This is a genomic window from Streptomyces sp. NPDC047917, assembly GCF_043204345.1.
Classification (GTDB): Bacteria; Actinomycetota; Actinomycetes; order Streptomycetales; family Streptomycetaceae; genus Streptomyces; species Streptomyces sanglieri.
Map to the genome: position 1 here is coordinate 184,272 of NZ_JBIDCA010000013.1, position 23,997 is coordinate 208,268.

22 protein-coding genes and 1 riboswitch are annotated in these 23,997 nt (G+C 69.9%); of the genes, 12 read left to right on the forward strand and 10 right to left on the reverse strand.

Translation table 11 applies throughout. The annotated features are described in order from the left end of the window. Positions 1-70: 70 nt before the first annotated feature. From ACGF8B_RS30405 to ACGF8B_RS30425, 5 genes are all read left to right on the forward strand, one after another. Positions 71-1,351 carry a lipase family protein gene (locus tag ACGF8B_RS30405; RefSeq protein ID WP_392745017.1) on the forward strand — a complete coding sequence of 427 codons (1,281 nt, stop codon included), beginning with the start codon at positions 71-73 and terminating at the stop codon, positions 1,349-1,351. A gap of 380 nt (positions 1,352-1,731) precedes the next feature. Further along, the gene (locus ACGF8B_RS30410; RefSeq protein WP_392745018.1) at positions 1,732-1,902 is read left to right on the forward strand and encodes a hypothetical protein; all 171 of its coding nucleotides are present in this window, start codon (positions 1,732-1,734) and stop codon (positions 1,900-1,902) included. 1 nt (position 1,903) lies between these two features. Beyond that, positions 1,904-3,397 (forward strand): S1 RNA-binding domain-containing protein, encoded by a 1,494-nt coding sequence (locus ACGF8B_RS30415; RefSeq protein WP_392745021.1) that lies wholly within the window; start codon positions 1,904-1,906, stop codon positions 3,395-3,397. Positions 3,398-3,489: 92 nt separating this feature from the next. After that, positions 3,490-4,125: a helix-turn-helix domain-containing protein gene (locus tag ACGF8B_RS30420; protein WP_392745024.1), complete on the forward strand. Its 636-nt coding sequence runs from the start codon at positions 3,490-3,492 to the stop codon at positions 4,123-4,125. Further along, on the forward strand, positions 4,122-5,369 hold the full coding sequence (locus tag ACGF8B_RS30425) for an MFS transporter (RefSeq protein WP_392745027.1): 1,248 nt from the start codon (positions 4,122-4,124) through the stop codon (positions 5,367-5,369). The genes ACGF8B_RS30420 and ACGF8B_RS30425 overlap by 4 nt, the downstream gene beginning before the upstream one ends. Before the next feature lie 111 nt (positions 5,370-5,480). Here ACGF8B_RS30425 and ACGF8B_RS30430 read toward each other — a convergent pair whose 3' ends face one another. After that, on the reverse strand, positions 5,481-6,473 hold the full coding sequence (locus tag ACGF8B_RS30430) for a phosphotransferase family protein (protein ID WP_392745029.1): 993 nt from the start codon (positions 6,471-6,473) through the stop codon (positions 5,481-5,483). Positions 6,474-6,570: 97 nt separating this feature from the next. Further along, positions 6,571-6,656, forward strand: a riboswitch (ZMP/ZTP riboswitch). Positions 6,657-6,677: 21 nt separating this feature from the next. Between ACGF8B_RS30430 and ACGF8B_RS30435 the strand changes: the two genes are divergently transcribed. Further along, positions 6,678-7,544, forward strand: a complete 867-nt coding sequence (locus ACGF8B_RS30435) for a bifunctional 5,10-methylenetetrahydrofolate dehydrogenase/5,10-methenyltetrahydrofolate cyclohydrolase (RefSeq protein ID WP_392745032.1) — start codon at positions 6,678-6,680, stop codon at positions 7,542-7,544. Between the two features lie 139 nt (positions 7,545-7,683). Here the strand turns inward: ACGF8B_RS30435 and ACGF8B_RS30440 are convergent, their stop codons facing one another. Next, entirely contained in the window at positions 7,684-8,841 is a 1,158-nt protein-coding gene (locus ACGF8B_RS30440) for a protein kinase family protein (protein WP_392745034.1), read from the reverse strand. A 365-nt stretch (positions 8,842-9,206) separates the two neighbouring features. On the opposite strand from ACGF8B_RS30440, the gene ACGF8B_RS30445 reads away from it, so the two are divergent. Next, positions 9,207-9,911: an alpha/beta hydrolase gene (locus ACGF8B_RS30445; protein ID WP_392745036.1), complete on the forward strand. Its 705-nt coding sequence runs from the start codon at positions 9,207-9,209 to the stop codon at positions 9,909-9,911. A gap of 151 nt (positions 9,912-10,062) precedes the next feature. Here ACGF8B_RS30445 and ACGF8B_RS30450 read toward each other — a convergent pair whose 3' ends face one another. The 3 genes from ACGF8B_RS30450 to ACGF8B_RS30460 all read right to left on the reverse strand — a co-directional run bounded on the left by ACGF8B_RS30450 (position 10,063) and on the right by ACGF8B_RS30460 (position 13,726). Further along, positions 10,063-10,359, reverse strand: a complete 297-nt coding sequence (locus ACGF8B_RS30450; protein ID WP_392745039.1) for a hypothetical protein — start codon at positions 10,357-10,359, stop codon at positions 10,063-10,065. 323 nt (positions 10,360-10,682) lie between these two features. Then, entirely contained in the window at positions 10,683-11,924 is a 1,242-nt protein-coding gene (locus ACGF8B_RS30455) for a DUF4303 domain-containing protein (RefSeq protein WP_392745042.1), read from the reverse strand. A gap of 224 nt (positions 11,925-12,148) precedes the next feature. Continuing rightward, the gene (locus ACGF8B_RS30460; RefSeq protein WP_392745045.1) at positions 12,149-13,726 is read right to left on the reverse strand and encodes a hypothetical protein; all 1,578 of its coding nucleotides are present in this window, start codon (positions 13,724-13,726) and stop codon (positions 12,149-12,151) included. A gap of 137 nt (positions 13,727-13,863) precedes the next feature. On the opposite strand from ACGF8B_RS30460, the gene ACGF8B_RS30465 reads away from it, so the two are divergent. The 3 genes from ACGF8B_RS30465 to ACGF8B_RS30475 all read left to right on the forward strand — a co-directional run bounded on the left by ACGF8B_RS30465 (position 13,864) and on the right by ACGF8B_RS30475 (position 16,522). Then, entirely contained in the window at positions 13,864-15,027 is a 1,164-nt protein-coding gene (locus ACGF8B_RS30465; RefSeq protein ID WP_392745048.1) for a sensor histidine kinase, read from the forward strand. Continuing rightward, the gene (locus tag ACGF8B_RS30470) at positions 15,024-15,695 is read left to right on the forward strand and encodes a response regulator transcription factor (protein WP_392745050.1); all 672 of its coding nucleotides are present in this window, start codon (positions 15,024-15,026) and stop codon (positions 15,693-15,695) included. The genes ACGF8B_RS30465 and ACGF8B_RS30470 overlap by 4 nt, the downstream gene beginning before the upstream one ends. A gap of 275 nt (positions 15,696-15,970) precedes the next feature. Then, a complete protein-coding gene (locus tag ACGF8B_RS30475) occupies positions 15,971-16,522 on the forward strand; it encodes a DoxX family protein (protein WP_392745053.1) in 552 nt (183 codons plus the stop codon). Positions 16,523-16,795: 273 nt separating this feature from the next. On the opposite strand, the gene ACGF8B_RS30480 is transcribed toward ACGF8B_RS30475, so the two are convergent. Then, positions 16,796-17,218, reverse strand: coding sequence for a winged helix-turn-helix transcriptional regulator (locus tag ACGF8B_RS30480; protein WP_392745055.1), 423 nt, complete (start codon positions 17,216-17,218; stop codon positions 16,796-16,798). Between the two features lie 85 nt (positions 17,219-17,303). On the opposite strand from ACGF8B_RS30480, the gene ACGF8B_RS30485 reads away from it, so the two are divergent. Next, positions 17,304-18,119: an NmrA family transcriptional regulator gene (locus ACGF8B_RS30485; RefSeq protein WP_392745058.1), complete on the forward strand. Its 816-nt coding sequence runs from the start codon at positions 17,304-17,306 to the stop codon at positions 18,117-18,119. 148 nt (positions 18,120-18,267) lie between these two features. On the opposite strand, the gene ACGF8B_RS30490 is transcribed toward ACGF8B_RS30485, so the two are convergent. Then, positions 18,268-19,035: a class I SAM-dependent methyltransferase gene (locus tag ACGF8B_RS30490; RefSeq protein ID WP_392745060.1), complete on the reverse strand. Its 768-nt coding sequence runs from the start codon at positions 19,033-19,035 to the stop codon at positions 18,268-18,270. A 194-nt stretch (positions 19,036-19,229) separates the two neighbouring features. Here ACGF8B_RS30490 and ACGF8B_RS30495 point away from each other — a divergent pair, with 194 nt between their 5' ends. Next, complete coding sequence (locus tag ACGF8B_RS30495) at positions 19,230-19,874, forward strand: hypothetical protein (protein WP_392745062.1); 645 nt, start codon at positions 19,230-19,232, stop codon at positions 19,872-19,874. A gap of 68 nt (positions 19,875-19,942) precedes the next feature. Here the strand turns inward: ACGF8B_RS30495 and ACGF8B_RS30500 are convergent, their stop codons facing one another. The 3 genes from ACGF8B_RS30500 to ACGF8B_RS30510 all read right to left on the reverse strand — a co-directional run bounded on the left by ACGF8B_RS30500 (position 19,943) and on the right by ACGF8B_RS30510 (position 23,854). Further along, entirely contained in the window at positions 19,943-20,497 is a 555-nt protein-coding gene (locus ACGF8B_RS30500) for a hypothetical protein (RefSeq protein WP_392745064.1), read from the reverse strand. A 288-nt stretch (positions 20,498-20,785) separates the two neighbouring features. Beyond that, the gene (locus ACGF8B_RS30505) at positions 20,786-21,127 is read right to left on the reverse strand and encodes a DUF402 domain-containing protein (protein WP_392745066.1); all 342 of its coding nucleotides are present in this window, start codon (positions 21,125-21,127) and stop codon (positions 20,786-20,788) included. Positions 21,128-21,433: 306 nt separating this feature from the next. Then, complete coding sequence (locus ACGF8B_RS30510; protein ID WP_392745069.1) at positions 21,434-23,854, reverse strand: glycoside hydrolase family 2 protein; 2,421 nt, start codon at positions 23,852-23,854, stop codon at positions 21,434-21,436. Between the last annotated feature and the right edge of the window lie 143 nt (positions 23,855-23,997).

Sequence of the window (23,997 nt, forward strand, 5' to 3'; positions counted from 1 at the left end):
TGCCTGCCCTACGCAGAGCGGGCGGCTGGCGTCATGTCCTTGTGGAGACGCCAACAGGCAGGATCCCCGCATGACTTCACAGCGCAAGCGCACTCCGGCCCGCCTGCTGGTCGCCATGGCAGTCCTCGGCGCCGGTGCGGCCCTGGCCGTGCCCGCATCGGCAGTGACCTCGTCCGTGTACGCCGTGGACCGGCCGGCTCCGGCCCAGCAGGCCTCGATCGACGACACCCGAATGCGACCGGCACGGGCCGGATCCATCGTCTCCTCCCGGCAGGTGGCTGATCTGACGGCACAGCAGGTAGCCGCGGAACTGCGGGGAAAGGTCGACTCCTCCCAGGTACGCCACGGTGTGACGGCATACCAGGTCGTCTACCGCACCACGAACAGCGCGGGCGAGCCCACCACGGCGAGCCAGCTTCTCGTGCTGCCCAGGACCTTCGGCCGTCATCTGCCGACCGCCGCCTGGCTGCACGGCACCATCGCCTACCGCAAGGACGTCGCGTCGGAGAACCCCGCCTCCAGCGACCGGCTCGCCGCGTACCTGCTCGCCTCGACCGGCCGCGCGGTGTCGGCGCCCGACTACGTGGGCCTCGGCGTGGGCGAGGGCTTCCACCCGTACGGCGATCCACGGGCCACTGTCGCCGCCACCGTCGACGGGTTGCGGGCGGCGCGCACGTTCGCTCATCGAAGCGGCCGGGAGCTCGACCGAAGGGTCCAGGTCAGTGGGTTCTCGCAAGGCGGGCCCGCGACCATGCTGGTCGGCCGGGCCCTCCAGGAGGAGGGCGTCGACCAGTACTTCCGGCTCGGAGCGCTCGCCCCGGTCGCCGGGCCGTTCCATCTGTCCGTCTTCGAGGCAGCCGCGGCGGACGACAAGATCGACAAGTCCGGCCTCTACCTCGCCTACTTCGCGACGGCCTGGAACAAGACCTACGGCCTCTACAGCTCGCCGAGCGAAGCCTTCCGTGCACCGTACGACCAGATCGTGGAGGGGCTCTTCGACGGCGATCACACGACCGAGCAGATCGCCGGTGCGCTGCCGCCCGCATCCAAGGATCTGTTCACCGAGGACTTCCTGGACAGGATCCGTACCCCCGGCGGTGTCCTCAAGCAGCGACTCCACGCGCTGGACACCACGTGTGACTGGAAGCCGAACGTGCCCGTGAGCCTTTTCCACGGCCGTGGTGACAAGGACGTCGACGCCTCGCATTCCGCATACTGTGCACAGCAGTTGACGGACAACGGTGCCGACTTCCGGCTCACGGACGTCGGTGACTACGACCACAACAGCTCGGTGAGGCAGGCTCTTCCGCGCATCGTCCGCTTCTTCGACGAGACCGCCGACGCGCACTGAGACGTCCCGAGCGGACTCGGAATCGCCGCCGCCCCTGGAACCTTCCCTACCCGTACCGGTTCCATCGGACAGACGGCTTGGACCGATGCCGACCCGGGGCCCCGGGCCGCACTGCCCAAGAGATCTCACTCTCGCGAGCGCATCGCAGATGCGTGCGTGGGCGTGCGGCCCGGGCTTCGGCCCCGCAGCCCGGCGGAGGCGCTGATCGGCCCCTTCGGCGTTGGGGGAGAAGCCGTCGGTATACTTCCTGTACCCCTGCGCGGTGTGGTGGATCGCCCTCCTCCCGGAGCAGAGGGGCGAGACCGATCCGCACTGATGGTGGGTCACCCGGCCCGCCCGGTGATCTTCAGGTCGGCCCGGTGTTCCCGTACGCTGCGGACATGAACGAATACGTCGGCGGCGTGGGACGCCGACCCGGCGGGCAGTGCCTGCCCGTCCGGCGCGAGATCCTGCACGGTTCGGACCACCTGGCCGGCCCGGAGCCTCGGCTCGTCAGTCCCGTTGCCCTGGATACCGACCGGTTCGTGTCTTCGACGGCCGACGGGCAGTGACGTGCTGCCCCATGTCTACCGGATCACCAAATACGACCCGGCCGACCGCGATCAGCACGGCCACTACACCGGTGCCGAAACCGAGACCAGTGACCACGGGCCGGTCGAGGCCGCGTACCTGATGGCCGTCGCCGCCTTCGCCGAGGAGACCGGCATCGGCCGGCTGTCCGTCCGTGAACCGGAGATCAGTGGTTCCGCCCGCTTCGGCCCGGAGCCGCCGGTCGACGGCCGCGGACCGGCAGCCCTCCTCCCGCACGGCCTCGCCGGATTCCACGACGGCGCGCGGGTGTCGATCGAAGCCGGCCTGGAACTCGTCAGGGCCATGCTGCGCGACAACGGCGCATGGTGCCGTCTGGAGGTCGAAGGCAGATTCTCGGTGCACGTCGGGCGGGACCAATACCTGTACGTCGGCAGCAGCCGGCAGTGCGAAGCGGCGCTGGACCGAACCCGCACGCTCGGACTGTTCCCGGAGCGGCTGGACGCATCGCCCTACGACTTCGTCCCCGATCGGCAACACGTACAGCGCCCGGCCGACGCCGACTTCTGGGACCGTCTGCGGTGGGTGTCCGGCTCCTACCGCGCGGCGCTCCTGGAGGAGACCTACGTCGGGAACGCGTCCCGCTGGCACCGCCTCACGTACGAGAACATCGAGACCGTGCGTGCTCGACTCGCTCCCCGCGCCCGACTGACGGTCTGGCCGGACCTGCTGACCGAGGTCGACGAGGCCGTGTCCGCACTGCCCGACGAGGGCACGGTGGTGGTCCTCCGGGAGGACGCGGACGGCCGGATCGACAGCACGATTGCCGACGAGACCCGGTTCGAGGCAGTGACCCGTTGCATCGCCGACGCGCGGGCCGCCGCCGTCCTGCCCGTCACCGGTGACGAGCGGCTCCCGCTCCTCACGGCAGTACTGCCCGACAGCGACGGCGTACTCCGCGCCCGCTGGCGGACCGAGCCGACGCCCAGCGACCGGGACTGGGCCTTCCTGAAGACCCTGCGGCGCGGTCAACTCGTCACAGGCACCGTGAAGTTGATCGCGGACTTCGGTGTCACATTCGTCGACATCGGCGGCTTCACCGCGATGATCAACATTCCGGAGCTGTCCTGGCGTCCTTTCGACCATCCGACGGACATCGTCGGTGTCGGCCAGGAGATCACGGCCGAAGTACTCGACGTCGACATGTCCCGGGAGCGGGTTCCGCTGTCGCTGAAGGCGGTGCAGGAGGACCCCTGGCCGCAGCTCGCGCAGCGGATCGGGCAAGTGGTCACCGGCCCGGTCACGAAGGTCGTGCCGTTCGGGTTCTTCGTGCGTATCGAAGACCGGGACGACGGCATCGCGGCGCTGGTGCACACCGAAGGGCCGGCGGACAGACCTGCCGAGAGACCCGAGGACGCCGTGCGGGTGGGCGACATCCTCACCGTGGAGATCCTCGACGTCGACCGCACGCGCCGCACCGTCCTTGCCCGTGCTCAGATCCCTGCCGCCGGCGTGTGAAGGATGAAGCGGACGCACCGAGGCACCGGCTTCTTGCGCGACTGTTCACAACATCTCTTTCGAAAGAACTGTTGCAGGTCTATTTTCGGTGCATGGCTGCTTCCTCCGCTGAATCCGGCGAGCCCTCGGAGCGGGACATCGAGTCCTCGGAGCGGGACGTCGAACTCGACACCGCCGCCCTGCGTGTACTGGCTCACCCGTTACGCCTGACCGTGCTCACCCTGCTGCGTGAACGTGGCCCCTCCACCGCCACTCGCATAGCCGACGAACTCGGCATCAACCCCGGCGCGGCGAGCTACCACCTGCGTCGCCTCGCATCGGGCGGGCTGATCGGGGAAGAGCCGGGCAGGGGCACCGGGCGGGAGCGATGGTGGAAGTCCGTCCACCGCCAGTCCATCCACGACCCCGCGACCGCACCCGTGGAACAGCGCGAGGCCGGGCGCGCGTACACCCAGGCAGTCGCCGTGGCCGCCGCCGACCGACTGCGCAGGGCCGCGCAGGAGGTGGCCCTGCTCCCTCAGGAGTGGCTTCAAGTCACCTCGTACAGCGACTTCCTCCTGCACCTGACCCCTGCCGACGCGGATCGGATGAAGTCCGAACTCTTCGAGGTGATCGAACGTTACCGCCGCGGAGCGGGCGAGGCGCCCGAAGGCTCCACCCCCGTGGTGCTGCAAATGCAGGCGTTTCCGGTACCGGGTGCGGCCCTGCCGCCGGCCGGCGACGCGTGAGCACATTCGGCGTGGCCGCCGCCGCGCGGCCTGCTCACCGGGATGTCAATGTCCTGCGCTGGCTCTCCGCGTACACGGCTTCGGTCACGGGCGACGTCGTGTACTTCCTCGCGCTGTCCTGGGCTGCCACTCGGTCCGGCGGGCCGTCGCAGGCGGGCATGGTGGTCGCGGCCGGAGCACTTCCCCGGGCGGTGCTGATGCTCGGTGGGGGCGTGATCGCCGACCGGTTCGGGCCGCGCCGGGTCGCCGTCGTCGGCGATGCGGTCCGCTGCGCGGCGATGCTCGCCGTGGCCGTGGCCGTCATGTCGGCCTCGCCGGGCGTGTGGCTGCTCGTCGCGGTCGCGCTGGTCTTCGGCGTGGTCGACGCGGTGTTCATGCCGGCGGTGGGCGCTCTTCCACCACGCATCACAGCACCCGAACAACTCGCCAGGGTCCAGGGGATGCGCGGGCTGTCGATCCGACTGAGCAACGCCGTCGGCCCGCTCCTGGCGGGATCGGTGCTGGCGATCGGCGGTGCGGCCGGTGCGTTCACGGCCGCGGGGGCTCTCTTCGCCATGTCGCTCGTCGTACTGCTCACCGTACGGGTCACCACACCGAGCGAGATGCCTCGCCACGCCTCAGCCTGGCGTGAGTTGGGTGACGGATTGCGTTACGTCCGCCGCCACCGGATGCTCACACCCCTCACCGCGGTGATCGGTCTGAGCGAGATGTGCTTCAGCGGCCCGGTCGCCACCGGACTGGTGCTCCTGGCGGACGAACGCGGCTGGGGCGCTTCGGGGATGGGCTGGGTCGCGAGCGCGTTCAGCGTCGGAGGAGCGGCCGCGGGGACGCTGCTCACCATGTCGTCCCGGATTCCGCGTGCGGGGCTGGTGATGCCCGCGGCACTGCTCGTGACCGCTGCGGGAGCGGTCGCCATGGGGCAGGCGCCCTCGTTGCCCGTCGCTGTGACGCTCGGAGCGCTGATCGGCCTGGCGAGCGGTTTCACCACGGTGGTGACGGGCGCTCTGCTCCAGACGGAGACCGACCCCCGATTCCTCGGCCGGGTCACCTCGGTCACGACCCTGTGCACCTTGGGACTCGCCCCTGCGCTCTTTCCCGTCGTCGGTGTGACGGTGGCCCTGTGGGGTGCCGGTGTGTTCTTCGCCGGATGCGGCGCCGTCTGCCTGCTTGCCGCAGCGCTCGGCCTGGCTGTCCCCGCGCTACGATGCGCCGAACTCCGGCCCGCCGCGCCGAACGGACGGTAACCACCCTGCGGTGTACCGGAGTTCGACCGCTCTCCGCCTCCGGCCCGCCCGCTTGCGCCGGTCACGTCGAGGACCGGGCGACGGCTCCGCGTCGCTCGGTCCGACCACGGGCTACACCGGCGGCAGAAGTGCCAGCGCCTGCTTCGCGTTGTGGTCGGCGACCCCCTGCATGAACGCACGGTCGGGGAAGTCACCGTCGAGCAGACGCAGAGGACCGGCCACCAGCGACAGTCGCATCGCGAGCATGTACAGGTCGAGTCGTCGGGGGTCGAGACCGGGCCGGTCGAGTGCGGCGTACCGCTCGCGGAAGCGGAGCCGGAGGAAGACATGCTCCCACTCGACGTCGAAGTACATCAGGTCCTCGATGTCGATCAGGACGGGGCGCCCGTCGGCATCGACCAGGACGTGGTCGGGTCCGAGTTCGCCGTGGACCAGCCCGTACTCCGTACGAGGACTCACCCGTTCGGCCAGCTCCCGCAGGCGGTCGTGCAACGCGGCTTCAGCCGCCGCGATGCTGCCGTCACGCCCCGCCGCCTCCTTGAGATCCTCCAGGGCACGATCGAGGACCCGGCGCTCGCACGAGACTTCGGACACGCCGTCGCCCCGCTCCAGCAGGTACACACTGCCGTAGTTCCGGGCCGGACTGCGGTGCATCACACCGAGCATCTCGGCAAGATCGCCGAGTGCCCCCGAGGCGCGCGCGGGATCACTCTTGAACAGGGCTTCGAGCGTGCCGCCGGTCACGTCCTCGATCACGGCGACGTCTGCCGGATACCGGCGTCGGCTGTCGTCCGCGAGCAGTACCTGCGGAACCCGAACTCCGATGCCGTGCAAGGCCCGTTGCGCGGCCAGGAACGGGACCATCCCGGAGGCGGGCACGAAGGGGTCGGCCGGATCACCAGCCCTCGTACTCGGCCAGAAGTTCTCGTCCTCGGCCCAGCTGTAGACGATCACGCTCCCGGCACGGGGGCCATCGAGCCGAACCCGGTACACGCCTTTCCTGGTTCCCCCGCGCAACCGGTCCACCGCGACGACGCGGTGTCCCGTCCCCAGCGCATCACGCACAAGTTCCGACAGGTCTTCGATCTCCGCGAAGCGACGCATCCGCAGAAGTTACACAGGACGGTGCCGCGTGCGCCACCGGATACTCTCCGCGGAGAGACCGTTCACCTGTGTCGGCGTGACGCGTCTACTACAGTGGTGCCCGGACCGTGACTGGCGCTGAGGTGGAGTACCACCGGGGAGCGGTCTGACGAAGAGTCGATGCCGTGCGCCTGGGCGAGTGGTCAGCAACGCCTGGAGGCGACGATGTCCCGGACTCAGACGGCCCAGCTCATGGACGGCACGAGCCTTGCCGGACGCATGACCGAAGAAACGGCCGCCCACGCGGCGGACATCAAGCGGCGGACGGGGACCAGTCCCTGTCTGGCGACGGTGCTGGTGGGGGAGGACCCCGCTTCGGTCACCTATGTCCGTATGAAGCAGGCGCGGTGCGCGAAGGCGGGGATCAAGTCCCGGTACATCCGCTTGCCCGCCGAGACCACAACGGCAGAACTGATCGACGTCCTCGCTGGTCTGTCCGACGATCCGGAAGTACACGGCATTCTGCTCCAGCATCCTTGCGGCCCGCATATCGACGAGCGAGCGGCGTTCGAGTCCATCGACCCGGCGAAGGATGTGGACGGGGTCACGATGCAGTCCTTCGCCGCGATGAGCTTCGGCCTGCCCGGCTTCATGTCCTGCACACCCGGCGGGATCATGCGGCTTCTGGAGGCGTACGACGTCGAACTCGGCGGCAAGCTCGCTGTCGTGGTGGGGCGGAGCGCGATTCTCGGCAAGCCGGTGGGGATGCTTCTGCTCGCCAGGAACGCAACAGTGACGTACTGCCACTCCCGCACGGCGGACCTGTCGTCGCTCGTCCGGGAAGCGGACGTCGTGGTGGCCGCCGTGGGGCGGCCACGGTTGATCAGGGGTGAGGACATCAAACCTGGAGCTGTGGTGATCGACGCCGGCTACAACCCCGGCAACACCGGCGACGTGGATTTCGACACGGCGCTCACCCGTGCCCGGTTGATCACTCCGGTGCCCGGCGGCGTCGGGCCGATGACCATCGCCGTCCTGCTCGCACAGACCGTGGAAGCAGCCGCGAACCAGCTCGGAATCCAGCAGGGCTGACCTGCCGACCGGGAGCATGCCGTGACCCGTGACCCGTGACGATGCCGAGCATCGCACATCGCGGGGGAAGCGGTCCGGTCGCGGCCGACGCGAGGGCGTCGATGACGGCTCGGCGCACCGTCGCTCGCGGCCGGGGCGTTCATGGTCGATGCCTTGGTTGATCCGACTGGACGGGGGCGGGGAGGGGGACGGCGTGGGCCGCGTCGCGCCCGCCCCGTTGACCGGTTGAACAGTCGCCCTGTTGCCGCGCCCGCTCGATGTCGGCGACAGGGTACGGGGTCAGTTTGCTCTCGGAGAGCAGCCGACGGTGGAACTCGTCCACAACAGAGGCTGTCCGAGCATGCCGATCGATAACCGTGGCTATGGCGGGTGGGACCTTCGCGGATCTTTCCCCCGCGATCCAGTTGCGCAGAAACGCCCCGTGCTCCGTGCCGCCGCGCAGGTGTGCGGGCAGATGGTGACGGATGAGGTGGTTCGCGACGTAGCAGCCGTCGTACGTGAGGTGGCCGGAGAGGAACTCGGTTTCGGCCTGCGAGAGTTCGAAGGCGGAGCTCAGGGCAAGGCCGAAGTCCGCGAAGTAGATCAACCGGCCGTCGGTCAGGACGTTGTCGAAGTGGGCGTCGAAGTGGACGAGGCCCCGGGAGCTCATGAAGTCGGCTCCACGTATCAGGGCCTCCTCCGCCCACGCGTACCTCGGGGCGTACGGACCTTCCGCTGCGGCCGCCCCGTGGTCGCCGAGCCACGTGCGGAGAGTCTGTGGCACGTGTTCCAGGAAGATCACAAGGCTGGACGAGGATCGACCGATGGCCTCCAGCCGGTCACGCACGGCCCGCGAGCCCTCCCAGTGGGCCACCGCACCGTCGACGCCGCCGAATTCGTCGGCGAATGCCGGGGGAGGGGAGTCCGGCAGGACCCGCCAGTGGTACGTCAGCGGAAAGCCTTCGTGCTCATCGCCGAGAACCCAACCGGTGGTCATCGTGTGCACGGCCAGCTCACGCCATGCGCCGAACCCGGAGGAGCCCGCCCCGTACTGGTAGAACGTCGGCAGCCCGAAGACGTTCGCCGTCGACCGTACGTTCTCCGGCCGCAACTCGACGTCCGTCAGAGGGATTCGCTTGACGAAGACCCGGGTTCCGTCGAGATCGAGCTCTGCGGACCTGCCGCCGATGCCGGACCCGAGAGGGGTGGCCGAGGCCACGACTTCGCCGAGTCGACGGTCGCTCAACAGCGACAAGTGGGTGGAGACGGACACGTATGCGGCCAGGCGTGCCGTGCGCCGTGGGTCCGGACGGTCCATGAACGACTCCTCAATGCCCGAACGCGACATCAGCGAACTCACTGGCGTGATCGATCCTATGCGTGGCAACCGGCTCACGCCCTGAGCGCCGGTGCGCAGGGCCGGGTACGGGTGATCGCCCTGCCGTCTCCAGGAGCGGTCCCGCCACGGCAAGCGGCCTGGCGGCAGCGGGCGAGGCCGCGGTCTTCGAGAACCGCACCAACGCCTTTGTCGCTGCCCGGACGCCAGGCCGGACGGGGCCTCCAGGCGTATCGCGCATCAGCGCGCGGTCACACACGACATGGCTTCCGGCCCGCTGCGGAGCCGCCGTTCTGCTGTCGGCTGACGCTGTCGCGTTCCCGTGGACAGGACGGCAGGATCGTCACATGCAGCCCATCTTCGTTCTCGTCCACAGCCCTTCCGTGGGCCCCTCGACCTGGCAACCCGTGGCCGAACACCTGACGGCTGCGGGATACGAGGTACGGGTGCCGTCCCTGCTGCACATCGGCGCCGGTGCTCCGCCCTTCTGGCCCCGGATCGCCGATGCCGTCCGCGACGACCTGCGGCAGGTACCGGTCGGCAACCCGGTGACGCTGGTCGCTCACAGCAACGCCGGCTTGTTCCTCCCGACGATCCGTGCCGGTCTGGACCATCCGGTTGCCGGCTCGATCTTCGTCGATGCCGCGCTGCCGGCCCGGATCGGGCCGACACCTGTCGCCTCTCCCGAATTTCAGGAGTTCCTCCGCCCGATGGCGGTGAACGGCAGGCTGCCGCGTTGGACGGACTGGTGGGACGAGACGGACGTCGCACCCATGTTCTCCGATCCGGCGGTGCGGAGAACGGTCGTCGAGGAGCAGCCGGCCCTGCCGCTGGCCTACTACGAGCAGCGCATCCCGGTCCCCGACGGCTGGGACGACCACCCCTGCTCCTACTTGCTGTTCGGCCCGCCGTACGAGGACTGCTCCGCCGAGGCACACGAGCGAGGCTGGCCCGTGGCGCACCTGCCCGGCGCGCACCTCCATCAGATCGTCGACCCTGCCGGCACGGCCCGGCACCTCGTGGAACTTGCCGGCTCGACCGGATCCGCCTGATCCGGCCGACATGCCTGATCCGCCCGACGTGCCCGACCCGCCTTGTCCGAACGGTCCGTCCCCGGTAAAGGGCGCCTCCGGCAGATCGTCGGCGTTCGGGCAGTTCGGCGACGGGTACGAAGAAGTCGTCGATATCGGCGAGCTCTCGGCCCTACGGGACGCTGAGGCCGCCACGAAGCCGAGTGAAGGCTTCGGTGAGCAGCGCGTCCGAGGTTTCCGAGCGGGCGGAGTACGGACAGGCGAAGGTACGCGGGTCGAACCCCTCCGCACACGGTCCGGCCGCACAGGGGCCGACCTCGTCACGCAGGTAGGCGTCCGAACCCACCTCGGCCACCCGCTCGGCTGCGTTCAGATGCCGCATGCCATGGGCACCCACCGTGTGGCCGTCCGCGGCCGGTTCGCGCAGCCGGGGCCAGCCCGCCGGCGTGAGCCGGTCGAGCGCGCTCACGAAGAGACTGACGCGCGCTTCGTGTGCGGCGAGCAACTCGCGGGCGGTACTTCATTCGGGCACGAAGATGTCGTCGAAGGTCAGCAGAGGAGGCCGTCGATCATCGGGACAACCTGGCCGCAAGCGTTTACTGCCGACCGTACGAAGACCGTCTTCCGCACCGGCTTCGGCACCCGGACACCGGAAAGGCAGGTGCGCAGCATGCGTCGGCCGTCCCGGACCTCACACAACGAGTTGACTCCCGCGCCGCCGAGCAGTGCCGAGCGGAGTCCGTCGAACGGAGCCCGCGCCACGCACCGGAACGGGCGAGAGCCCGCGTACGTTCACCCTCGAAGCGTGGCGGCGGCCTCGCGTACCAGCGGATCCGGGTCGTCCCGGCTCAACTGCGTCAGCCGCGCGTAGTAGCGGTGGCGCTGCTCCGCGCTGAGCGGTGCGTCGGACAGAACGAGGAGTGCGTGGCGCCGGACGACAGGCAGTGCCGAGGTCAGTGCCGCGAGCGCTGTCCCGGCCTCGTCCGGGCCGATCGAGCAGAGCCCTCTCCCCGGGGCGAGCTGCTCGGACACGGCCGGACCATGGTCCGGGCACACTGCCAGTGCGCTCTCCAGCGGCGCGTAGTCGAGGGGGCCATGGGCACCGTGGTCGCGAAAGGATGTATATGGTGCGGCGAAGCCCTGAGCCGCCACCCCCGGCGGAATAACGTCGAGCCGCTTCACCACCAGATCCATCCGGCCCAGACGCGAGAGCGCGGCCGCGGCCCAGGACCGGTCCGGCTCGTCGAGGTGCTCGTTCGTCATGGTTCGTTCCAGCGCGTCGGACACCCCGTCCGACGCGATGCCGATGTCGGCCAGGAGCTTCGCCCAGAGCCACTTGTCGGGCGAACCGTCCAGACGCGCCAGCGCGGCTGGGACGGCGAGCTCACCGAGCGTCCGAAGCCACTGCACGGCCTGTTCGGAGGGCAGCGGCGACGGGTGTGACCCGACGATCGCGACGAGCTCGGCCACCTGCTGTACCGGGGGCAGCGCGGCCAGTCGGTCCGTCTCGCGCTGCTCGGTGTCCAGCTCGGGGAAGTGCTTGCGTACCTGTGCCCGGGTCAGGCTCAGCGGAATGAGCGCCCACTCCTCGTCCATCGCGACGACGACGAAGTCCCTGCCCACGATCCCTTCGGCCACCAGCTGCTTCCTTGCTGCCGTGCAGGCCTTTGCAGCGGTACGGAGGTAGCGCCGGTGGACCGTGTCCCAGTGCCGGCCGTCCTCTGCCGTCGCGGCCGCCTCCAGCCGGGAGGCCCACTCCTTCTCGATCGCCCCGGGGTCGAGTTGCCATGGCCAGTCCGCCGGGCTCCACCGCAGGGCCCGGGCATCGAGTGCGTCCGGCGCGGCGGCTGCGAGTCCCTCCTCGCTCGCCACGCCGACGAGCGTCCAGGCGATGGTGCCGCCGGACTCGGCGTAGAACTCGTGGACGGCCGCACCGTAGATGTGCTCGTCGGGATGCTCGGCGCACATGCGCCGGACGAAGCCGACGACCTGGTCCCGTATCGCCGCTCGAAGACCGGTCCAGTCGAAACGCATCCGTGGACCCTACCAAGGGCGTAGAGGCAGGCAACCACGCACCTGGAGGGCCTCCGGACCACCGGGCGCGGTGCCTTCCGCGCGGAACGGTCACGCCCATGGCTTCCGGGAACACAGGGGCTTGCGCTCCGGCGGCCACGGTCGCAGCCCGGCTGCTCCAAGTCGGACACCGCAGATCCCCACGATCCTCCGGCCGGGACACGACCCGCCGGCCCTCCCGGCGATCAGCTCCCGTGCCGCGATTGCCCGGTCGGCACACCACCGCGCGGCAGCCGGCTCAGCGCGAGCACCAGCAGCACCACCACGTACGCGCACAGCACCGCGATCCCGGCCCACCACGGAAGCGGGAAGTACCCGGTGGAGGGCGCGTAATGGGCGATGACCTGAGGGTGTTCGACGAGGGTCTGCCGGGCCGCGAAGCCGGCGGAAGGGGTGAGCCGCAGCAGCCACCGCGACAGACCGTCGGGCAGCAGTGGGACGGAGGTCGCGGCGTACGGGCCCACGATCGTCAGTACGGCCACCAGAAGCGCGAGCCGGACACGATGCCGGAGCAGGGCGCCGAGCGCGGTCGCGAGCACGGCGGAGAGCGCGAGCACAGCGGACGTCCCGACGACGACCCGCACGCCGGTGAGCACGGACACTCCGGCGACGGCGGCCCCGTTCTCCTTCAGGTCCGTTACGCCGACCGCGATCACGACGCCCACGGAGAGGAGGCCGGTCACGAAGGCGACGGCTCCGACGACGACCGCCTTCGCCACGAGCATCCGGCGGGTGACCGGCGTGCCGTGTCCTGGTTCGTGGCGGTACTCGGAGGCGACGAACCGTACGGCGACCACGAGCACGACGAGCAGCGCGGGTACCAGACCGCCGAGGCTGCGTTCCACCGGGCGGCCACCCCCCTCGGTACCTCCCGGCCCGATGTCGCCGGTCCCGGTGACGCTGATCGTGCCGTTCTCCCGCACCGCACCGGACGCCCTGTGGTACTTCTCCCAGTCGGTCCGGTTCATTTCGCCGACGGCGTCCGAACGCCAACCCCTGGCGGACGGAGCGTTCTTGAGGACGACCCGGTCGAACGTGCCGCCGGCCTGCGTGAAACGCACCTCCTCGGTGGCGCCGCCGAGGCCGGCCGACCGCAGTGTCAGATCCCCGGGAGACGTGGCGAACAGGCCGACCTGCACGGTCCCGGGCAGGCCGGACAGCTGTGCCGTGCCGACCTTCGTCCAGCGCCGGCCGTCGGCGGACTCGTAACCCGTGATGGTGTCGACCGACCGCGTCAGCCGCAGCCAGCGCGGCGATCCGGCCGAAACCCGTCTGCTGCTCCCCGCGATGTCATGACGGTAGTCGTACTGCATCCGCACACCGTGGCCGCCGGTGAGCATCAACGCCGCGTAGGAGGATCCCTGGCGGACCCCGTCCTTGATGATGACCCCGGCCTTCGCCCACGGCACCAGGCCGGGGACGATCCGGTCATGGTCCGGCGGCGGATAGGTGATCGTGCCCGACATGGACGTCATGCGGACCGTGATACTGCCGTTCTCGCCAAGGTCACGATGCAGGAAATAGAACTGGTCGTTGACGCGGGAGCCGTCCGGCCCGGTCGGTTCGGGCGGGCAGGGACCGTCGCAGGACGCGTGAACACCGAACGCGGGGAGCAGACCGAGGGCGATGACGAGCAGCGCCGCAGCCGCCGTCGCGACCAGCCGACCCGGACGCCGGAAGCCGGCCCACTCCTGGCGGACCTCGCGGATCTGCCGGAGCTGTCGAATCCGTCGGAGAAGTTCGTTCGTCGTGAGTATGTGCATGGCATCGGTTCTACGGACCCGCCCATGACATGGACCGAACCGCCGCTGTCATCCCGCTGTTATGTGCTGTGGGGCAGTCTGGGTGCGGCTGCCGGACCCGGGAAGGAAGGCCACCGGACCCGAGGAGGAAGAGGAACGTGGGAAAGCAGTGGAGTGGGACCGTCGGCCGGCGATTCACGATCCTGTACGCGGCCGGGTTCCTCGGGTCCGGAATCGTGCTGCTCGCCCTGACCTACCTGATGTCCGGCAGCCGGAGAACCGGCGTCGCCCCCGAACAGCCCCCGCCCGGCGGGACCGATCTCGCCGCCGCCGAACAGCAGATCCAGGATCTGGGAAGGCAACTCGCGGATGTGCATGCCCAGCAGAGCCACCAACTGCTGGTCGGCTCGCTGAGCGCACTGGTGGTGATGGCCGGCGTCTCGCTCCTGCTCGGCCGCGTCCTCGCCGGCCGGGTCCTGCGCCCGCTGCGACTGATCACCGCGGCGACACGGCGCATCTCCGCGGAGAACCTGCACCGACGGCTCGCCGTGGCCGGACCCGTCGACGAGGTGAAGGAACTCGCCGACACGGTCGACGGCCTTCTGGAACGCCTCGAAGCCTCATTCGTCGCGCAACGCCGGTTCGTCGGCAATGCCTCGCACGAACTGCGAACGCCACTGGCGACGATGCGGGCCTCGCTGGACGTTGCCGTCGCCAAGCCGGAGCCCGCGGCACAGACCGTCGCGCTGGCCGGCCGGCTGCGGACCGAACTCGACCGGGTGGACCACCTGCTGGACGGATTCCTCGTCCTCGCACGGGCCCAGCACGGCGCCCTCGCCGACCCGGTCTCCGTGTCGCTGGGCGAGCTGGTGCGGGAGGCACTGACCGCCCGGGCCACCGACATCACTGCGAAGAGACTGACCGTCGGCGACGAGACACGACCGGACACCTGGACACGGGGCAACGCCGCGCTGCTGTCCCGGATGGTGGAGAACGTGGTCGACAACGCGATCGTGCACAACCAGGAGAGCGGCTGGATAAGGATCTCCACCGACCATGACGACACCGGGGCACGCCTGGTCGTCGAGAGTGGCGGGTGTGTTCTGGACCAGGCCGGAGTGGACCGGCTGACAGAGCCGTTCGAGCGGCTCGGCGCCGACCGGACCGGATCGGAACGGAGTTCCGGCCTCGGGCTGTCGGTCGTGGCGGCCATCACCGAAGCGCACAGCGGCCGCCTCGTCCTGCTGGCCCGGCCCGAAGGCGGGCTGTACGTCGGTGTGACGCTGCCGACGGCGGCGGCTTCCGGAGAGGTGACACGGTGAGGGTACTGGTCGTGGAGGACGCGCAGTCGCTCGCCGAAGTCGTCGCCGAGGGACTGCGCGATCAGGGAATGGCCGTCGACATCGCGCACGACGGCCTGACCGCCGCTGCCAAACTCGGCCACAATGCGTACGACGTCGTGGTCCTGGACCGCGACCTGCCCGGCATCCACGGCGACACGCTCTGCCAGATGATCACCGAGCGGGACCAGCGTGCGATGGTGCTGATGCTGACAGCGGCCGGGACACCCGGCGACCGGGTCAGCGGCCTCACCCTCGGAGCCGACGACTACCTCGCCAAGCCCTTCCACTTCCCGGAGCTGATCCTGCGCATTCGCGCTCTCGCCCGCCGCAGGCCGAACGCCCGGTCCCGCACACTGCGCGCCGCCGACCTCGAACTCGACCCGGTACGCCGGACGGCCCTGCGAGGCGGCCGCCCGCTGGAGCTGTCGGTGAAGGAGTTCGCCGTCCTGGAGGCGCTGCTCCGTGCCGTCCCCGGCTTTCTGAGCGCCGAGGACCTCCTGGAACAGGTGTGGGACGAGAACGCCGATCCGTTCACCAACACGGTGACCGTCACCGTCGGCCGGCTGCGCCGCAAACTGGGCGGCCCGCCGGTCATCACGACGACCCCCGGCGTCGGTTATCGCATCAGCGAAGCTTCGGCCTCCTGACGCGGCGGAGCGCGCCGGTACCAGGCAGCGAACAACCCCATGTCCCATTTCCCATGACCTCTGCCCGGGCCGAGCCCACCCCGGCCGCCGGTCTCCCCACGTAGCCGGACGTCTGGTGCGACTTCCGGCGTGGAACGCCCGGGGCCCGCATCCGCGGCGGTCATGCCTCCTCGTACCCGCTGATACCGCGCGCACCCCACGGCTGCGGGGTCGATGCCGGGCGGGGGAGGAGCAAGGATGGAGAGACCATATGATTTTGGATTTTGGAGAATCCGATGAAGTTTATCGATGAGAAATTGCGTGCCCCGCCCGAGCCGGTGCCCCGCGTGCCGGAGAAGACTGCGGTATCCGCCGGTGACTGCGGTCTGCTGCTTGTCAGGATCACCTTCGGTCTTCTCATGGCCGGGCACGGATCCCAAAAACTCTTCGGAATACTCGGTGGCGAAGGCCTCGACGCAACGGGCAGGGGCTTCGCCGCTCTGGGATACCGCCCCGGAGCGCTCTATGCCGCCATAGGCGGTGGTTCAGAGTTTCTGGGCGGCCTGGGCCTGGCCCTGGGGCTCTTCACGCCACTGGCGTCGGCTGCCCTGATCGGTGTGATGATCAACGCCATGGCGACCGTAACCGCGGCACACGGCCTGTGGGAATCGCAGGGCGGCGTCGAGTTCAATGTGTGCATCGCAGTGGTGGCCCTGGCCATCGCCGCCATCGGGCCCGGGCGGTACGCACTCGACAGAGCATTCCGCTGGGGGCGGGGCGGCTGGCCGGAGGCCGCCTTCGCACTGTTCGTGGGCGGCATCGGAGCTGCCGTAGTCCTGAGCCTTTGAGTGCGGCATCCCCGTGGCAACGGGCCGTGCGGTTCGCCCCGGCCGACCGACCGCCCTCGACACACCACCGGCGCGCCCGCCCGGTCCGTCCAATTCTCCGCCCAGTTCGCCGCGTGCTGCCGGGGCGACGACGCCGATCACGGAGCACACGGTCCTGACCGGGGTGTTCCGCCACCTCGCCCTGCCGTATGCCGGGCAGCCGCAGGTGCCGAGCACTCGGGCCACCAGATGACCGGCGCCCACGAGTGCCGGGCGTGGACCAGGACTGCCCGGTCAACGCACATCGTGGCCGGGATGCTTCCGGTCGTAATCGTGTCGGGCTTCGGCGATGGCTGCTCGATGCGCCGAGGACCACTCGGCGAGTGCCTTGACGAGGTGGGTCAGGCTTGCGCCGGTTTCGGTGAGGCGGTAGTCGACCTGGGACGGGACGGTGGGGTAGACCGTGCGCAGGACGAGCCCGTCGCGCTCCAGCCTGCGCACGGTGAGCGTGAGCATGCGCTGAGAGATGCCCTCGATGGCACGCTGCAGTTCCCGGAAGCGGCGCGGCCCGCCGGCGAGCTCCACGATCACGAGGACCGACCACTTGTCGCCGACCCGGTCCAGCACATCCCGGATGCCGCAGTCGGGGTGGTCCTTCTGCCCGCAGGGGTCGAGTTCCGCAGGCTCGGGGGTTACTCCGGTGTGCGTGAGTGACATCGAACTGCCTTCTTGTGGCCGATGGGCGGACGGGTCAGGATCCCATCGTAGTTACTGAAGAGAACCACGAAGGAGACGGCGACCCATGATCCTGGTGACCGGCACGAACGGAAGTCTCGGCGCGCTCACTCTCGCCGCTCTGCACGCCCGCGAGGCGGACGCGACCGGCAGCAGCCGAACGCCCGGCGACGCGACGCGGCTGCTGGACTTCGACAACCCGTCCGGTCTCGACCTGGCCGGTGTCACCACCCTCGTGCTGGTCTCCGCGGGCTACGCGGAGGACGACCGGGTGATCCGGCGGCACGCGGCAGTTGTCGAAGCCGCCGTCCGCGACGGCGTCCAGCACATCGTCTACACGAGCCTGACCGGCGCCGGCGACCACCTCGGCTTCGCGCTCGCCCACCGCGCCACCGAACGGCTCGTCACAGCCGGCGGTCTGAGCTGGACGATCCTGCGCAACGGCCTGTACGCCGAACTCTTCGGCGCCTTGATGACTTGGGACGGCGATACGCTGGAGTCCGCGTTCGGCACGGGCGCACTGGCAGCCGTGGCCCGTGCGGACCTGGCCGATGCGGCGGCGATCGTCGCGGTCGATCCGGAGCGTCACAGCGGACGCGTCTACGACCTCGTCGGCGTACCGATCACGGCGGCGTCCGTTGCCGGTCACCTGGGAACGGGCCACCACACCATCGGGCTGGCGGAGTACCGGCGCAGGCTCCTGGACACCCCCGGGCTCCTGCCGTTCCAGCCGCCCATGCTCTCCTCCATCGCCACGAGTGTCCGCCATGGATTCCTCGGCACCACCAGCACGGACCTTCAGGACCTTCTCGACCACCCCGCACGCGACACGCTGGCCATCGCCGCCGCCGCGGCCGCCGCCGCGCGGCCGGAGTCCAGTTGAACTCCATGCCCACGCCAACGCGCCGCTGCCGTCCGAGGGCCACCGACGACGAGCGCCGCCCGCCCGCCTGTCACGAACGGCTCGCCGCACTGCTGCGCGACCGTGCGGGACGACCCTTCGCGGAGGCACCGGTCCGGCTGCCGAGGCACTACCGCTCGTGGCGTCTACGGGCGAGATGAACAGTGACATCGGCGGCGATCTCGACGGTCCGAGGCAGAACCCGCACGATCCGGTCGAACGTCTGCTTCCGCTCGAAGGGCGGCAGGACGAGGTAGGCGGAGATGGTCGAGAGCTGGCCGATGTATTCATGGGCGCTCATCGTCAAGCGCCGTTCGATCGCGCACTGTTGGACATCGGTGAACCACTCGGACCGCTGGAGCTCCGTACCCGGCCACTGCATTTCACACTCCGGAGGCGTCCCGTCCGGGGACGGGATCTCGTCACTCTCCAAGAACGGTGCTCGTGCCGCACGCACCGCCTCCTTCACGGCGGGGTCGGCCAGTTGGATCGGCCCCCCGAACGAGGCGAACACACCACCCGGCTCCAGCAGCGCGGCCATACGGGTCCATCGGCCCTCCGGGGCCGTCCAGTGCAGCGCCGCCGCCGCATAGACAAGCCCGTACTCCTCGCCCGGCCGCAGGTCCTCGAAAGCGGCCCGCACCGTACTGACGCTCGCCGGAACGTGCTCGCGCAGCTCGTCGAGCATGGCCTGGTCAGGCTCGGTCGCGGTGACCGTGACGCCCTGTCGCGTGAACAGACGGGTGGCCTTGCCCGTCCCGGCACCGATCTCAAGGGCAGACCGGACCGGACGACCCGCGTACGCCATCACCACATCGAACAGTTCCACGGGATACCCCGGCCGGAACCGCTCGTAGGCTTCCGCCATCACCCCGAAGCTTCGCGCGCGATCGGACATGCCGCACATCCTGACACAAGTCGCGACAGCGGTGGCCGCCCCCCCCAAGCCCGCACCCAGGGCAACGGGGAGGCGGCACTCCTGCGGTACGGCCCGGCGCCCGCCCCGGCATCCCCAGGGACGTCGGCGGCTCGCGCGCCTGCCAGGTCGAACATGACTGCGGTACGGGCGGGCCGGAACAGTAGACTCCGGCCATGACCGAAGTCCCGCATCCTCCACCACTGTCGAACCGATGGCGGGCGAGGCAGTCGGGCTTGGCCTACGCGCCGCAGGGTTCCGCGGAACTCCGGCAGAGCCGGCACCGGGCCGCCCTGCTGATCGTGCCCCTGGTGTTGGCGGCGGTCGCCGGTGTCATGGCCTGCGTCGGCGCGGTGACCCGGTGGGGCCAGGAATACATTGAGCTCGCCGGCCGCTCCGGCGCGACAACGGCCTACCGCCCGGCCGTCGTGCTCGCCGGTGGACTGGTCCTGCTGATCGCTGCCGGACTCGGAGCGGCCGGCGTGCGGGCCGTGGCCCGACCACGGAAGCCGGCAGTCGAACTGACGCCGGACGTGGTGCGTTCGAACTGGCTCGGAACAGTGGAGGTGCCCTGGTCCGACGTGGTCGGGGCCGAGGTGGCCAACGGGCCGCACCTGCGGCTCGTCCGGCAGATGGGTGCCTACCGTGTGGCGGGGAGGCCGCGCCGCGAAGACAACGGAACTCTGCTCCGTCTCTACGCGCCGGCGAATGATGTGCTTCCGCTCGTGGAGTGGCTGCGGGCTCATCCCGAAGTGCGTGCGACGGCCCTCGCCCCGGGCACGGGGCTCCTGCCCGCCGAGCACGGCGGCACCGGTTCGTGACCGAGCGGGACCGGGCACCGGGTCGGACGGACCGCGGCCCGGGAGTCCGTGACCTCGTCGGTACCGCTTCAACCGGAACCGGCAGCCGCCTTCCGGGCCCGCGCCCGCTCCCATGACCACGAACCCGCACCCACCAACAGAGCCGTCCCCAACGCGTACACCGGCAGCCAACGTGTCGTCGTCGACGCGAGACAGCCGTTCACGGCCTGGCGGCTCTGCATCAGCTGCGTGTGGGCCAGCGCGTCGCTGTCACGCCCGGCCAGGTTCCCGAGAGCGTTCTGTGTTCTCAGGCTCTCGTACCGGCCCGACTCCACGCACGCCTGACGAGTGCCCGGCATCGGGAACAGCCAGTCCCAGCGCTGTAGCGCCGGTGCCAACGTCAGTGCCACGCACAGACCCACCACCAGTGAGAAGGCCATCAGACTCCACCCGTAGGCAACCCGCCGGTCCGGCGTCCACACCGGTACATGGCCAAAGGACAGGACCACCGCGAGCAGCGTCATCCCGAGATAGGTGGAGAACCACTCCCACGAGCCCTGTGCCAGCGAGAACGCCAGCACCACGGCAAGCGCGGTCCCCAGCACACCGGCATCGCCGGCCATTCGCTTGTCGCCCACGACCACAGGGCCCCGGACACCTCGACGACTGAGCCCGCTCACACGCTCTCTCCCTGCCTGCTTCGGAGCGCCAGCCTCCCGTAGCCGCCCGCTGTGCCACTTCGACACCACACCGGTACGCACCGACCCCACCCGAACAGTCCTGGACGGCTGCTGACCGGAGCTGCGGCTTCCAGCCCGGCAGTCCCACGGCGCGAGGGAGTCCGCCGACGCCGCCACCGGACAACGGTGGTACGCGTGGACACCTCCAGTGCGCTGGGCCCGGTGCCGTCGTGCCGAGCCCCGTCTCCGGAACTACCGAACGAGGTCGAGCCAGTAGCGGTACACCGAGGAGAAGGGCTCGACGCCGTCACGCCCGCGACGGCTCGCCTCCATCAACCACTGACAGGTCTGTCGCGCCCTGCTCGTAACGCTCTCGGGACAGCCATAGCTCACTTGGTGTTCGGCGAACTCGTCCTCGTCCTCGATACGGGATTCCCCGCCACGGTCCCGGACGACGTCGAGATCGAGGTCCACCATGCGCAGGACCGTCCCGTCCGCGTCCCACTCGGGTGCCGTGCACACGTCGCAGTACATCTCCGGTCCCGGGTCCGCGCAGAACGTGGCCGTCCACCACTCGCCGCGCGGGACCAACATCACGTGACGGAACCGGCTCGTCCAGCCACCCGTGTCCGAACCGACGGGGACACCCCGAGCCGTGCCCAACCACACGCCGTGCTCGTCCTCACCGAGTCGGTCAGCGGTCCACCGCGCACTCAGGCTTCCGTCGTACTTCCGGATGTCGACCAGCACCGTGGCATTCCCTGCGATCACGTCAGGAGGCTTACCCGGCGGTGCCGAAGGAATGCCGGAGGGCGGCGCCGGCCGGCATCCGGCAATCGGGGCCGGTTCAGAGGCCGCTCAGCCCGGTACGTACCTTCGTGACCCGGGCGGCGGGGGTCCTCACGAGGCGCCCACGCTGAACAGGGCCTCACGTGCGGCGGCAACGTCGGGGTCGGCCCAGCCCCTCACGGTGATCCGTGCCTCCTCGCCGGGGAGCAGCGTGATCAAGCCCCGGTCCGCCACGGCGTCGGAGGCCAGACGGTCGGGCTGCAGGAGCAGATCGCGGACCAGAGTGCGGGCCGTGACGACGACGTCGACGGCGTCGGCTCCGGTCCGGGCATCGAGGCGCACGTCGTACCGCGGAGCCGGGTAGGCGAACTCCTTGTCGAGCACGGAGAAATGCACCGCCCGAAGCCCGTCCGCATCGGCCACGAGGAATTGCCCGGTGGAGTCCGCCGGCAGCAGAGGGCCCGGCACCGTCAGTCTGGTGACCGATCGCGGGCCCGCCTCCAGGTCCAAGGACGCCTCGTGCAGCACGGATCCCTCCGTGCCGAGTCGACGCAGGACGACCGTCGCCCGCCAGGCGGAGCCGGACTGGTTGTCGAGGGCCAGCACGGGGCCGTCGGCGGTGGGCACGAGGGAGAGCAACCGGTCCGCGTAGAGCCGCCGCAGTTCGTGGTAGAGCGGCTTGAATCGGCCGTCGCCGTCGATGGCCGCCCACGAGCTGACCGGCCAGCAGTCGTTGAGCTGCCAGACCACGGTGCCGGCGCACACCGGCCAGCTCGCCCTCCAGTGCTCGATTCCTGCGGCGACGGCGCGCGCCTGGACGACCTGCGCCAGATAGTGCCACCGGTCGAAGTCGCCCTCGGGCAGGCCGAAGTGATGCTCGATGCCCCGATCCAGTTTGCCGTTGCCGCCCTCCGCCTTCTGGTGGTGTGTCATGCCGGGGGAGTCGGGGGCGAGCCGTTCGCCGGGCAGGGCGCGGTGGAGCGTCGCGAGGGCGGGGGGAGCCTGCCAGCCGAACTCCGCGCAGAAACGGGGTACGTCCGCGCGGTACTCGGCGAAGTCCTGACGGTTCCACACTTCCCACGAGTGGTGCGTGCCGTGCCGGGGATCGTTGGGATGGTGCTCCCACGAGCCGGACCATGGGCTGCCGGCCGTGTACGGGCGGGTCGGGTCGAGCTCGGCGACGATCCGCGGCAGCATGCCGAGGTAGTAGCCCTCGCCCCAGGAATTGCCGGCCAGCGGCTGCTCCCAGTCCCAGTCCCGGAACCCCCAGAGGTTCTCGTTGTTGCCGTTCCACAGCACCAGACTCGCGTGCGGCATCAGGCGGATAACGTTGTCACGAGCCTCGGCCTCGACCTCCCCGCGCAGCGGCTGCTCCTCCGGATAGGCGGCGCAGGCGAAGAGGAAGTCCTGCCAGACCATGAGCCCCAGCTCGTCGCACACGTCGTAGAACGCGTGATCCTCGTAGATGCCCCCGCCCCAGACCCGGATCAGGTCGACATTGGCCTCGGCGGCCTGGGTCAGTCGTGTGCGGTAGCGCTCGGGCGTGACCCGGGAGGGCAGGACGTCGTCGGGGATCCAGTTGACCCCGCGCGCGAAGATCCGTACGCCGTTGACGACGAAGGTGAACCCGGTGCCCCGGGCGTCCGAGGAACGATCGATCTCGACCGTGCGGAAACCGATGCGGCGCGTCCAGGCGTCGAGCCGGTCACCCCGCTCGTCGAGCAGCGTCACATCGAGGTCGTACAGCGGCTGTTCGCCGTATCCCCGCGGCCACCAGAGCGCCGGCTCGTCGACGTCCAGGATCAGCACTGCTTCGTCGCCCTCGAAGGCGATCTCCGCACCGGCACCGGCACCGGCACCTGCACCGGTGATGGCGACGGAGGCGCGCAGCGTCAGCCGTCGGCCGGCGCCGTTCGCGGTGCGTTCCGTGCGCACCCGGAGTTCGACGCGGCCGGTGGAACCGTCGACCGAGACGAGGGGGCGGACGTCGGCGAGGCGAGCGGTGGACCAGTGTTCCAGGCGTACCGGCCGCCACATGCCGGCGGTCACGACAGTGGGGCCCCAGTCCCATCCGAAACTGCAGGCCATCTTTCGGATGTACTGGAAGGGCTCCGGGTAGGCATTCGGGCGCTCCGCGGTCAGGGCACGGACGCGGTCCGCTTCGGCGTAGGCCGAATCGAATCGCACTTCCAGCTGCCCGGTGCGTCCGGTGACGTCGAAGCGGTGAACCCGGTGCATGTTGCGCGTGGTGCCGAGACTCTCGCCGGCGATGACGACGTCGGCGGCGGTGTCGAGTCCGTCGAAGACCAGATCGGTCCGCTCGTGCTCGGTGCCGTGGTGCAGTTCGGTCACGTACGACCAGGCCCGCTGACCCACCCAGGCGATCTCGGTCTCGTTGCGGCCGATGAAGGGGTCGGGAATGACCTGGGCGGTGAGCAGATCGGTGTGGACGCAGCCGGGGACGTCGGCGGGCAACAGAGCGTCCTCGTGGCGCAGGCTCCAGCCCTCGCTCAGCTGGGTGACGTCCTTCATGGTGTACGGCTCCAATCGCCTGGCAGCTGACGGATGCGTTTACGGAGTTGGGCGGCGTGCCCGGTCCGTGCGGCACACATGGGGTTCGGGGACGGCGGACCGGTCACGCGTTCGCCGCACTGTCCATGAACCGATCAAGCTTC